A 13,467-nucleotide genomic window follows, 5' to 3' on the forward strand; every position below is an offset into this window, starting at 1 on the left:
CGCTTTAATGTTTTACTTTCCTTTTAGTCATGAATCTCACAAGCTCGCTTTCGTACTTCGATGAACTCAGCATAAACTTCACTTTCGCGAAAGCGTAAACAATTTCGTACCTTCGCAACTCTTAAAATTAAAAAAACTAAACACCTATGGGAAAAGGATTTTTTCAAGTACCAATTGCTGTCAATGAACCTGTAAAAGGATATGCACCTGGTTCTCCAGAAAGAGAAGCCGTTGCCGCAGCTTATAAGACACTTTTTAATGCGCACACCGAAGTTCCAATGTATATCAATGGACAAGAAGTGCGTACAGGGAATACGAGAACAATGTCTCCTCCTCATGATCACAAACATATTGTGGGAGAATATCATATTGCTGAAAAGTCTCATATAGAAGAGGCTATTGCAGGTGCTCTTGAAGCAAGAACAGCTTGGGCTGAACTTCCTTGGGAACAACGTGCTGGTATATTCTTGAAAGCTGCCGAACTTATTGCGGGTCCTTATAGAGCGCGCATTAATGCAGCTACTATGATTGCACAATCAAAAACAGTACACCAAGCTGAAATAGATGCTGCTTGTGAGTTGATTGATTTCTTGCGTTTTAATGTTCAGTTTATGACTGATATTTATAACGAGCAACCAGAATCTACTTCTGATGCATGGAATCGTTTAGAATATCGCCCTTTAGAAGGCTTTATCTATGCCATTACACCTTTTAACTTTACAGCGATTGCAGCAAATTTACCTGCAAGTTGTGCCTTAATGGGGAATGTAGTTGTATGGAAACCATCAGATAGTCAAATGCTTTCTGCTAAAATTATCTTAGATATTTTCCGTGAAGCTGGAGTTCCTGATGGCGTTATTCAAGTAGTGCACGGAGATCCCGTTATGATTACTGATACCGTACTTGATAGTGCTGATTTCTCTGGATTACACTTTACAGGATCTACACATGTATTTAAAGACCTTTGGGCAAAAATCGGAACAAATATCCATAACTATAAAACATATCCTCGTATTGTCGGAGAAACGGGAGGAAAAGACTTTATCGTTGCACACCCATCTGCAAAAGCAGATCAAGTAGCTACTGCTATAGTACGTGGTGCTTTTGAATTCCAAGGGCAAAAATGTAGCGCTGCAAGTCGCGCATACATTCCTGCAAGTTTATGGCCAGCCGTAAAAGAGCAAGTGATTAAAGATGTGAAATCCTTTAAAATGGGATCACCAGAAGATATGGGTAACTATATTACGGCAGTAATTCATGAAGGTTCTTTTGATAAATTAGCTTCGTTTATTGATCAAGCAAAAGCAGATGCTGGCGCAGAGATTATTGTTGGTGGTGGTCATGACAAATCAAAAGGGTACTTTATTGAACCTACCGTAATTGTTGCAGAAGATCCAAAATACACAACGATGTGTACAGAGCTTTTTGGTCCTGTGATTACGATATATATTTATGAAGATGCAGATTGGAGTGCTACACTAAAATTGGTAGATGAAACAAGTGAGTATGCGTTAACGGGTGCTATCCTTTCTACCGATCGTTATGCCATACAAGAAGCTACAAAAGCACTTCAAAACGCGGCAGGTAACTTCTACATCAATGATAAACCAACAGGTGCGGTGGTAGGACAACAGCCATTTGGAGGTGCTAGAGCATCTGGAACAAATGACAAAGCAGGTTCTGCTTTAAACTTATTACGTTGGGTAAGCCCTCGTATGATTAAAGAAACCTTTGTCACTCCTACAGATTATAGATATCCATTTTTAGGGTAATTGTTTTTACGCCTTCCTTCCTATCGACAGGCAGGCGCGAAAATATACAGCATATAAACACCGCCTTTTTTAGGGTGGTGTTTTTTTTTTAGACCAAAATCTAGCTCTGAAATAGCAATACATTAAAGCCTTAGCGTAATTAATATCAACTTCTATATTTTTCACACAGTACTATTCTCCTAAATAGACTTGGCCTTGATTTTCTAAGAAATTTTTTACACATATCAGGATCTGTAAAGATATTTGTAAGAAAAATTTGTTCATGCTCTTTTAAAATCCCAATCTTATACCCTCTTAAAACGCCGGGCTTATGTAGCAATAAAGAAAATACTCTTGAATAAACATTTCCAAAACCCCTACATATCAGGAATATTTCAACAGCAACATCATCTTTCCATGTTTCTTCTGAAGAACTATTCTCCAATAAAACAGACTCTGAATAGATTTTTACACGACTTAAAATACGAGCTAAAATAAATATAAACACATCTATATTTACATCCACAAACAAAGCTGCATTCAATTTTATAGCGTATTTATATTTTGCATTTTCTAAAAACTCTAATCTACTTGCTTCTTTCCCATTATCAAAAGCTACTTTTTTAATTGTAAAATCATTAGGTAATAAATCAAAATGTGTAATTAACTGATGTATACAAGTAGTATACATTGCTGCACGAAAAGTATGTTTAAACTTTTCATATTCACGTAAAGAAAATAGCTTTTTATGAGCTTGAATAACATCTACATAAGGAGCTAAGTAAAAATAATAACGATAATTTATCATCTTTATAAGATTTTAATTATTCTAGATCAAAGTATAAATACATATAATCAAAACTTTACACCACCTACTTTCTACTCTTTCCTAAACAAATTCACCGTCACAGCAGCCAATTCAGAATTTGGAAACTTTTGCCCTAATCGTTTATCAGGATGGAGACCAGCTTCAGCAAGAATTTTATAAAAGACTGGCACTTCTACAATATATTGATCTGAAAATCCATGGGTAGCATCATAGGCAGTTACCGCAGTTTTTCCAATATGTTTGGCAACGATTTCTGGCGGCACTGTATGTAATTCAATAACTAATAAACCAAATGTAGACACATAAGGCGCCCACTTTTCAATATGCTCTAATAAGGAATCTTCCACTAGATCATTAGACATACGTTCTCCTTCAAAAACATAGGCTCCCGTAGAGTCACTTATGCGTTTTTCAGATCTAGGTTCAGGCATTTCCCATATACGATTATGATCTAAGAACGAACGAACATTTAATAACTCTCCTAAGGCAATTCCATAATTATCTTGAAGGTCTTTTGCTAATTGGTCAGGATTTCCAATATCACCCCAGACTACTTTCGCCCAAATCTCGGCTTGTACCAGATTTGCTTTTGTTATACTTAATGCGGATTCATTATAATCAGCTCCTACTAGAATAAGTGGGTGTTCATCTAGTATGCGTCCACGAAGGGTTTGTTTTTCAATAACATTATATAAGTGAATTAAAAAAGCTCCATTTCCACACCCCATATCAAGGATTCCTTTCGGTTGCTCTTCTATAGGTTTATTAAATAAATGAATGATAATCTCATCTACTACTTTAAAATAACTGGAATGCGCACCTCCACTCCCCCATACATTCATAGCTCTATCTACATGCCCTTCTTTGTTTCCATCTCCTGCTTCCTTAGCGGCTTTAGGATTTTCAAAAAGTAGTTCATCAAGTCTTCGCAATGTTGGAATATACGATACCGTTACTCCATACGCACTAGCGCGTTTTGCATAAAAAAGTCCTTTTTCTGTAAACTCATAGGTGCCATTATGAGATGAAAATAATTCAAAATAACATAAAATATCAAGCAACTCCTTAAAATGAGTTGCATCTTTATGAAACTCTTCAGGCTTAAAACTAGCCTGCATAAAATACTTGTGAAACATCCCACCCATAGCGAGATGCACCAAGGTAGGTCCTAAAATAATTCCTTCTATATGTTTTAACACCTGATGCTGAATCTTAGCTACAGTTTCATCAGCAGCTATTGCAAGTCCATAATTCTCTTTAAAAGAATTAAAAATTTGTTTTAGCATTTGAAAAGGTGCCGCTTCAAATTTTCGATCATGAAACTTAGCTGAAAATTTCTGTAAGTTGACTACATCTTCATAAAGATGAAATAAGCCAAAAGCCGTTTTACTAGCAAGTGTTTTACGATATAATACATCCTTCCCATTTTCCAGAATAGACTGCTGCAACCACCCTTGAGAACAAAGCACTCGTAAGGCAACATTGAGATACCCTTCGTTTGCATGATATGTTTTTACAAGATCTGATAACAAACAAGATTCTTCATTTAATAATTGTTTTGTGATTCCTTTTTTATACAGCTCATACCCAACAGGAGCTGTTACAATACCATCTAAATGTCTAAATAAATCTGAACGGTATAGCGTATTATTCTTTTTTACAGTCATATAGCTTAAATATAGTGAAAATTGCCACACTCCTAGTTAATACAATCTTAAGAACGTTTACGCACTCAAAAGAACCATTCACTCATTTATCATTTTAAAAAGCAATCTCATAAAGTATGTTTGATATCAATAATTAAACAATCATCGCTATGAAACAAATTACACTACTCGCTATCTTATTATATTCTTTAAATACTATAATTGCCCAAACAACCATTCAAGGAACTATAACCGATGAGATAAGCGCATTAGAATGGGCAAATATTCATATTAAAAATAGTACTACAGGAACTACCTCAGATGCAAATGGAAACTTCAAATTACAGGTGCAGAAAGGAGATACACTCGTTATTTCTTATGCGGGATATCAAACTAAAGAAATTATCATTGACACTCAGAAATTTATTCCTATTACTTTAGATAATGAATTGCTTGATGAGATTATTGTAACTGCACAATCTATATCAAGAACAAAAACAATAGTAGTATGCGGAAAAAGAAGTCGCACCTTTAGTTGCTCCTCAAAAGGAGTTCCTATTAGAACAATACTAACTAATGAAACTACAGAGACTCTAGTTCCATCCCTATATCCAAATCCATCTTCTGATGGGATATTCCACCTTAAAATGACAACTCCCTATAAAGATGTAAAAGTTTTGGTTACCAATTTATTAGGACAACAAGTACAATCTAAAAGGCATCAAAATACAACTACAAGCATCACACTAGACTTAGCCTCGGCTAGAACGGGAATTTATTTGATTCATATGATTGCAGACGGAGAACGTCTTCCTACACAAAAGGCCATTAGAAGATAATACCGTTACTACTTTTGGTATTGTATTTGTGTACGCTTTCGCGAAAGCGTATAAAGAAACCATTATATCATTTTTCTAAATGTCTTAGTTTTCTTATCATTACGCTACTTTTAACAATCATGCTATTGAATAAAATTACACTACTCACTTTTATCTCTTGTATCCTTTTTAGCAAATCGCTATTAAGTCAGGATTTCTGTGAACAATGGAAGTTGCTACAAGATGTAGTGTCTACAAATCATTATAGTCCAAAACCTATAGATGATAAAATGTCTGAAGGGGTTTTTGACCTTATGATGGAGGCTATTAATGATAAAGGGTTTCATTTTTTAAAAAGTGATTTTGACGCTTTCGAAAAAGACAGAATACAGTTAGATGATTATCTATCTAATAAAGACTGTTCTTTTCTAACAGCCTATGTCACTACTTTTGAAAAAAGAATTCAAGAGTCTAAAAAAATTATTTCCGAGCTCTCTTCAGCTACACTTTCTTATGACGGAAGAGATACGCTCCATTTCACACGAAATAATGACGACTTATTTTACCAAAGCGTAGAAAACAAAAAACAATACTGGCGTAAATCTATAAAGTACAGAACCGTTAGAAGATATATTAATGAAGTAGCCAAAGAAAAACAAACAGAAGAAGCATTTCTTGCTATTGAAAAAACATACCGAACACAGATCATCGAAAATGCGTTATGTCAACTTGACGAGACTCTTAGTGTTAAAAATGGTATTCAACGTCAATTTGAAAATATTGTATTAGATGCTTATGTAAAATACCATGACCCTCACTCTTCTTTTTTAGACACACAAGACAAAACAGCTTATGAAGCACAACTTGCCACTTCTCTAATAGCCACAGGCGTACAAACCTATAAAAATAAAGAAGGAGCCATTGAAGTCTCTTATATAACACCTGGAAGTAGTGCTTTTAAAAATAGAACGATTGCCGAGGGTGATATCATTACTTCTGTAATCATAAAAGAGGAAACGATTGATTTATCTTGTTTTTCAAATGATGAATTACAAAGACAAATGCAGGACACCTCTGTAGAAGAAGTTACATTTAATATTCAAAAAAGTGATGGTGTATTAAAACAAATTACACTTGTAAAATCTAAAATAGAAGTAGAAGAGAACAATCTTACGGGATTTGTTATCACTGGAGAAAAACGAATAGGTTTTATAAGTATCCCATCTTTTTACACAGATTATGAATCTCCCAATGGATTAGGCATGGCAAATGATGTCGCGAGAGAACTCTATAAGTTGCAAAAAATGAATATTGATGCATTAATTATTGATGTGCGTGATAACGGAGGAGGCTCTATGAAAGAAGCTATTGATCTCTCTGGGCTTTTTATAGATAGAGGTCCTGTTGCTATTTTAAAAGATCAAGCAGGAGAAACAGCCACTTTACGAGATGCTAATCGAGGAGTTGCTTTCACAAAACCACTCGCCATTCTTGTAAATGAATATAGCGCATCTGCTTCTGAGTTCTTTTCGGCAGCGATGCAGGATTATAATAGAGCATTAATTATTGGAGTAACCACTTATGGAAAATCATCGGCGCAAGTAATGATTCCCTTACAAGAAGAAGATGAAAACAGTGATTTCACAAAATTAACATCAGAAGTATTTTACAGAGCTACTGGAAAGAGTCATCAGGCCCAAGGTGTAATTCCTGATATTACACTGCCTTCTATTTACACAGATATTGCAAGTAGCGAAGCTTCCGAAAAATATCCGCTTCCTAATGATGATGTAACGGTAAAACTCAAGGCTAGACCTTTACCTAGGATTGACAAAGAAAGACTCTCTCAAAATAGCCTTGCGAGAATTCAAGCCAATACGACGTTTACTAGTATCACTGAGAGTAACAAAAAGCTAGTTACCATGTTAAACGAAGACGATCACATTCCCGTAACGTTTTCGAAAGTAAAAGAATATCTTGCTTATAGAGATACGTTATGGAATAGTTTCAGAGAAGCCACTAGCCAAGAAAACGCAATGCTTACTATAGAAAATACGGTGACCACTACCGAAATCAACGGCTATGATGCTACTGCAAAAAAAGCCAACGAACAATTGCTTACAGATATGAGTACAGATCCTTATATTATTGAAGCATCCAATATCTTAAAAGACTATTTAAAAAATTAAAAATTGTTATGTATGTTTAGAAAAATACTCTTCCTTATTCCGTTTTTAATATTCGCTTCAGAATGTAATGCTCAAAAATTTAGAACGGCATTAGATTATATGAATTTCATTTCCAGACAACAAGTACTTATCGTAAAAAGCTCTTGGAGATACACGCAAGCAATTGCACATAGTAAAGATGATAGAACCATCGATAAAAAACGTGCTATCCTTATTCGATCTATAGATCGTGCGATTATGAAGATCACAAAAGCACAAGGGTTTGAAGGAGATACTGAATATAAAGAAAAAGTACTCAGAAACCTTGAAATCAACAAGAGTTTACTCTTAGAAGACTACGCAGAAATTATTGATATGCAAGCCGTTGCCGAGCAATCTTATGACGCTATGGAAGCCTATATTCTAGCTCAAGAACTAGCAGATCAGAAAATGGCCGAAGCACAACAAGAGTATGAAGAGAATTTTTATGCCTATGCCAAAAAGCATGATATAGAAGTTTTTGAAGGGCAATCTGAATTAGGAGAAAAGATGGAAATTAGCAATAAGGTATTTGATTATCACAACGACTTATATCTTATTTTCTTTAAAGTACATTTTAATGAAGGTAATCTACTTGATGCGATCAAAGAAAAAGACATCAGTGCAATACGCCAAAATATAAACGCTCTCAAAATGGCTGTTCAAGAAGGCCTTAAAGAAGTAGACAAAAAGCCTTTATATAAAAAAGACGATCGTATTGCGGAAGCTACAAAAGAGGTATTTCAGATTCATCTAGATGAGGCTAATAATAAAATCCCTCAGATTTTAGATTACTTAGTACTACAAGAAGACTTTGAAAAAATTCAAGCGGCTATCGAAAAAACTCCAGAATCAGATCGTACTAAAGAACAAATAGATAGTTATAACGAAAAGGTTGATGTCCTAAACGAGAAAAGGGAACTTATCAATAAATTAATTGACAAACTATTTAAAGAGCGTAATAAAAAATTAGAAAGACTCGATAAGGCGAATGCAAAATTCTTAGATAAGCATGTACCAAAGTATTCTATATAGACACATTAAAATCACCCATAGATTTGATTTGACAAAACCTATTTATTTTTATAAGTAGATTCTTTAGCCTCCTGTTAGACCCCAATCAGATCTATCATTTTCATCAGGAGGAATTCCACTATTATCATGATGATCACGAGAAGGATAATTACTAGTCCCCCCATAAATATATTGAGGGTTTAAAATCTTAAATTGCATAAACTTTTCCATACCTCAATATACACTAACTTTTTTAGAAAACAGCTTCAGCGATCTGTCTTATATTATCACTTTTTCCCATAGAATAATAGTGAAGAACAGGAACACCTGCTTCTTTTAGTTCTTTGCTTTGTTGAATACACCACTCTATTCCAACCTGACGAACAGCAGCTGTATCTTTAGATTTAACCACTTCCATAACAAGTTCATCTGGCACATCAACACTAAAGCGTTGCGGAATCATATTCAATTGTTTTCTTGTAGACAGTGGTTTTAAGCCTGGAATAATAGGCTTTGTAATTCCTGCAGCACGGCATTTAGCTACAAAATCAAAATACTTTTGATTATCAAAAAACATCTGCGTGACTACATAACAAGCACCCGCTTCTAGTTTTTTCTTTAAAAAATGGATATCACTTTCTAAACTAGGGGCTTCCATATGTTTTTCAGGATATCCCGCTACACCCACACAAAAATCTGTTTTAGAACTATTCAAGAGATCTTCATCCAGGTATTTACCTTCATTAAGATCCATTATTTGTTCTACTAAATCTTGGGCATAGGTATTTCCATTTTTATTAGGTTTAAAATAAGTTTCACTTTTAACTGCATCGCCGCGTAATGCCATGACATTTTCTATCCCTAAAAAGTCCATATCAATTAAGAAATTTTCTGTGTCTTCTTTTGTAAAACCACCACACAGCACGTGAGGTACAGCATCAACACTGTACCTATTTTGTATCGCTGCGCAAATTCCCACGGTACCCGGACGTTTTCTAACTACTTTTTTCTCCAATAATCCATCAGGGCGTTCTTTATAGAGATATTCTTCTCTATGATACGTCACATCAATAAATGGAGGTTTAAATTCCATTAACGGATCTATATTTGAAAAGATCGTATCAATATTCTGTCCCTTTAATGGAGGGAGAATTTCAAAAGAAAAAGCTGTTTTTTTCTTTTCTAACGCTTGGGCAATGTGGTTAATTACTTTGGTCATACTTCTTTAGTTAAACGCATTTTTAGTAGGATAAAAATTTCTTTGTCTCTTCGAGCGCAGTCGAAAACTCTATACTTTAAATCTCTCGACTGCGCTCGAGAAGACTGTATTATTTATGAATCTGCCATATTGGGTGCTAACCATTTTTCTGCTTTCCTGCCTAACGCAGGCAGGCGCGAAAGTTTTATCAATTAATTTGCAATATTAGGAGACAGCCACTTCTCAGCCATCTCATAATCAATACTTTTCCTATTTGCAAAGTCTCGCACCTGATCTTCTTTTATTTTACCTAATCCAAAATAACGCGCTTCTGGGTGTGCAAAATAATATCCACTTACACTGGCTGCTGGCCACATAGCCAAACTATCTGTAAGAGTCACACCAATACGTTCTTTTACTTGCAATAACTCCCAAATCGTTTCTTTTTCTAAATGATCTGGACAAGCAGGATATCCTGGTGCTGGACGTATTCCTCTATATTTTTCTTTAATCAATTCTTCGTTTTCCAATACCTCATTTGTAGCATATCCCCAATATTTTGTTCTTATCTCTTTATGAAGGTATTCTGCAAACGCTTCTGCTAGACGATCTGCCAATGCTTTAATCATAATCGCATTATAGTCATCTAATGCCTCTTCAAACTGAGCTGCTTTTTGAGCAGTCCCAAATCCTGTAGTCACACAAAAAGCACCTATATAATCTTGTAATCCGCTTTCTTTTGGTGCTATAAAATCAGCCAGTGCTATATTAGGTTTTCCTGATGCTTTTTTAGATTGCTGACGCAGCGTTCTGAAAATCCTATCTGTACTCTTAACTCGCCCTTCGACAAGCTCAGGATGACAATTAGTAGCGTCTTCTCCTTTTACGTTCTCGACTGTGTTCGAACAAACAAGGATATCATCATCATTTATAGTATTTGCTTCAAAGAGTCCAAAAATAGCTTTGGCAGTAAGCCATTTTTCTTTAAAAATCTGCTGAAGCATTTCTTGTGCATCAGCAAACAATTCTGTAGCTTGTTTTCCTACAATTTCATCGGTAAGAATATTTGGATATCTACCATACAAATCCCAACTTCTAAAAAACGGACTCCAATCGATATAATCTTCTAGTTTTTGAAGATCAATATCTTCCAGTACTTGAATACCTAATTCTTTTGGCTTTACAATATCCTCAGATTTCCAATTGATCGTATATTTATTAGCTCTCGCCTCTTCAATAGACAAATACTCTTTAATGCGTTGGCGTGAATTAAAGCTTTCGCGAAAGCGTATATATTCTTCTTTTAAATCACTTTTAAAAGTGGTTTTGGTTTCCTTTTGTAATAGATCACCTACCACTGTTACGGCACGTGATGCGTCATTTACATGCACTACTGCATTTTTATATTCAGGATCAATCTTTACAGCAGTATGTGCTTTACTAGTAGTAGCTCCGCCTATTAAAATTGGAATTTCAATGTCTTGACGTTGTAGCTCTTTAGCTAGGTACACCATCTCATCTAGAGAGGGAGTAATCAAACCGCTTAATCCTATAATATCTACATCATTTTCTAATGCTGAGGCAATTATTTTTTCTGGCGGCACCATGACCCCTAAATCAATAATTTCATAATTATTACAGGCTAAGACCACAGAAACAATATTTTTTCCAATGTCATGAACATCTCCCTTAACTGTTGCCATTAATACTTTTCCTGCACTTTGACTTTCTCCCGACGTTCCGTTTTTAAGTTTTTCTTCTTCAATATATGGTAAAAGGTACGCTACTGCTTTTTTCATCACTCTAGCGCTTTTTACAACTTGAGGCAAGAACATTTTTCCACTTCCAAAAAGGTCTCCCACTACATTCATCCCTGTCATTAGATGACCTTCTATTACTTGAATTGGCGCTGTAACTGATAGGCGTGCTTGTTCTACATCTTCTACGATGTATTTATCAATTCCTTTGACTAAAGCTCTTGTAATTCTACTTTGAATATCTCCTTCTCTCCAAGCTTCAGTTTCTTTTTCAACAATAGCTTTTTGCCCAACTGTTTCGGCAAAATCTAATAAACGTTCGGTGGCATCATCACGTCTATTGAGAATAACATCTTCTACATGCTCTAATAAGTCTTTTGGAATATCATCATACACTTCTAGCATGGATGGATTTACGATTCCCATATTCATACCTGCTTCAATAGCATGATACAGAAATACAGAATGCATGGCTTCCCGTACAGTGTTATTTCCGCGAAAGCTAAAAGAAACATTACTTACTCCTCCACTCACACTACAGTGTGGCAAATTTTTACGCACCCATCGAGTTCCTTCTATAAAATCTATCGCATTGAGTTTATGTTCATCCATTCCTGTAGCCACAGGAAATATATTCAGATCAAAAATGATATCTTCTGGAGCGAAGTTTACTTCGTTTACTAGTATATCATAAGATCGCTTAGCAATTTCTACACGTCGTTCATAGGTATCTGCTTGTCCTACTTCATCAAATGCCATCACAATCACAGCAGCACCATATCTTTTGATACGTTTTGCTTGTTGCTTGAATTCTTCCTCACCTTCTTTAAGACTAATAGAATTTACGACACATTTACCTTGCACCACTTGAAGACCTGCTTCTATAATCTCCCATTTAGAGCTATCAATCATGATAGGTACGCGTGCAATATCGGGTTCGGCGATAACCAAGTTTAAAAAACGAACCATGGCTTCTTTTCCATCAATAAGGCCATCGTCCATATTGATATCTATAATCTGCGCACCATTTTCTACTTGTTCTCTCGCCACCGCTAAAGCTTCGTCAAATTTTTCTTCTTTTACGAGACGTAAAAACTTTCTTGAACCTGCTACATTGGTACGTTCGCCAACGTTTATAAAGTTACTTTCTGGTGTAATTATTAAAGGTTCTAGACCTGATAATTTTAGATATCTTGGGGCTTCTTTTGTCATATCGTTACAGATCTTGGGGTTACTCCTTCTACGATATTGGCAATTGCTTTGATATGTGCTGGGGTTGTGCCGCAGCATCCGCCTACAATATTTACAAGGTTTTTATCTACATAACTTTTGATTTGAACAGCCATTTCTTCAGGCGTTTCATCATACTCTCCAAAAGCATTAGGCAATCCTGCATTAGGATGCGCAGATATTCCTGCTTGTGTTCTAGAAGCAATAGCTTCTAAATGAGGTTGTAATTGTTTGGCTCCTAACGCACAGTTAAACCCTACAGAAAGCAATGGGATATGTTGAATAGAGATTAGAAATGCTTCGGCAGTTTGTCCTGATAATGTTCTTCCTGATGCATCTGTAATAGTTCCACTAATCATCACAGGAATATCACTTTCTCGTTCTTCTTTGACTTCTTCTATAGCAAAGAGTGCTGCTTTAGCATTCAAGGTATCAAATACTGTTTCTACTAATAGTATATCTACACCGCCATCTATAAGAGCTTCTACTTGTTGTTTGTAGGCAACACGTAATTCATCAAAAGAAATAGCACGATATCCTGGGTCATTGACATCTGGAGACATACTTGCTGTCTTGTTCGTTGGTCCGATACTTCCGGCTACAAATCGCGGTTTATGAGGTTCTTTATCTGTGAAGGATTGTGCGACTTCTTTGGCAATTTTCGCGGAAGCGTAATTCAAATCATAGACTATATCTTCCAACTCATAATCTGCCATGGCAATGGTAGTACCAGAAAAGGTATTGGTTTCTACAATATCTGCCCCGGCTTCAAAATATTTACGATGTACTTCTGCAATTGCATGGGGTTGTGTAATACTTAATAAATCATTATTTCCTTTAAGAGGAATATGAAAATCTTTAAAACGATCTCCTCTAAAATCTTCTTCAGAAAATTGATAGGCTTGCAACATAGTTCCCATCGCACCATCTAGCACAAGGATACGCTCTTTTAAAGCTTTATATATTATATTCATTTTTCTTTTCTAATCAATCTCTGCGCAAAAATTATCAAAAAGA

General features: G+C 35.5%; 10 protein-coding genes. 4 read left to right on the forward strand and 6 right to left on the reverse strand.

Annotation, left to right across the window (positions count from 1 at the left end; genetic code table 11):
* The first annotated feature begins 146 nt into the window (after positions 1-146).
* Entirely contained in the window at positions 147-1,772 is a 1,626-nt protein-coding gene (gene pruA / locus Q1A01_RS09220; protein ID WP_299679327.1) for an L-glutamate gamma-semialdehyde dehydrogenase, read from the forward strand.
* Between the two features lie 145 nt (positions 1,773-1,917).
* Here the strand turns inward: pruA and Q1A01_RS09225 are convergent, their stop codons facing one another.
* Together Q1A01_RS09225 and Q1A01_RS09230 are read right to left on the reverse strand one after the other, a co-directional pair.
* Positions 1,918-2,559, reverse strand: a complete 642-nt coding sequence (locus tag Q1A01_RS09225; protein WP_299679330.1) for a hypothetical protein — start codon at positions 2,557-2,559, stop codon at positions 1,918-1,920.
* A gap of 71 nt (positions 2,560-2,630) precedes the next feature.
* Positions 2,631-4,247 (reverse strand): class I SAM-dependent methyltransferase, encoded by a 1,617-nt coding sequence (locus Q1A01_RS09230; protein ID WP_299679333.1) that lies wholly within the window; start codon positions 4,245-4,247, stop codon positions 2,631-2,633.
* Between the two features lie 149 nt (positions 4,248-4,396).
* Between Q1A01_RS09230 and Q1A01_RS09235 the strand changes: the two genes are divergently transcribed.
* From Q1A01_RS09235 to Q1A01_RS09245, 3 genes are all read left to right on the forward strand, one after another.
* Positions 4,397-5,065, forward strand: coding sequence for a carboxypeptidase-like regulatory domain-containing protein (locus tag Q1A01_RS09235; RefSeq protein ID WP_299679336.1), 669 nt, complete (start codon positions 4,397-4,399; stop codon positions 5,063-5,065).
* 125 nt (positions 5,066-5,190) lie between these two features.
* A complete protein-coding gene (locus Q1A01_RS09240) occupies positions 5,191-7,233 on the forward strand; it encodes a carboxy terminal-processing peptidase (RefSeq protein ID WP_299679339.1) in 2,043 nt (680 codons plus the stop codon).
* A 12-nt stretch (positions 7,234-7,245) separates the two neighbouring features.
* A complete protein-coding gene (locus Q1A01_RS09245) occupies positions 7,246-8,286 on the forward strand; it encodes a hypothetical protein (RefSeq protein WP_299679342.1) in 1,041 nt (346 codons plus the stop codon).
* Between the two features lie 63 nt (positions 8,287-8,349).
* Here Q1A01_RS09245 and Q1A01_RS09250 read toward each other — a convergent pair whose 3' ends face one another.
* From Q1A01_RS09250 to Q1A01_RS09265, 4 genes are all read right to left on the reverse strand, one after another.
* On the reverse strand, positions 8,350-8,484 hold the full coding sequence (locus Q1A01_RS09250; RefSeq protein WP_299679345.1) for a hypothetical protein: 135 nt from the start codon (positions 8,482-8,484) through the stop codon (positions 8,350-8,352).
* Positions 8,485-8,518: 34 nt separating this feature from the next.
* Positions 8,519-9,484, reverse strand: coding sequence for a methylenetetrahydrofolate reductase [NAD(P)H] (gene metF, locus Q1A01_RS09255; RefSeq protein WP_299679348.1), 966 nt, complete (start codon positions 9,482-9,484; stop codon positions 8,519-8,521).
* A 191-nt stretch (positions 9,485-9,675) separates the two neighbouring features.
* Positions 9,676-12,432, reverse strand: coding sequence for a methionine synthase (gene metH / locus Q1A01_RS09260; RefSeq protein ID WP_299679351.1), 2,757 nt, complete (start codon positions 12,430-12,432; stop codon positions 9,676-9,678).
* The gene (locus Q1A01_RS09265; protein ID WP_299679354.1) at positions 12,429-13,424 is read right to left on the reverse strand and encodes a homocysteine S-methyltransferase family protein; all 996 of its coding nucleotides are present in this window, start codon (positions 13,422-13,424) and stop codon (positions 12,429-12,431) included. Before Q1A01_RS09265 ends, metH begins: the two co-directional genes overlap by 4 nt.
* Positions 13,425-13,467 lie beyond the last annotated feature (43 nt).

The sequence above is a fragment of the uncultured Dokdonia sp. genome, from assembly GCF_947492815.1.
Taxonomy (GTDB): Bacteria; Bacteroidota; Bacteroidia; order Flavobacteriales; family Flavobacteriaceae; genus Dokdonia.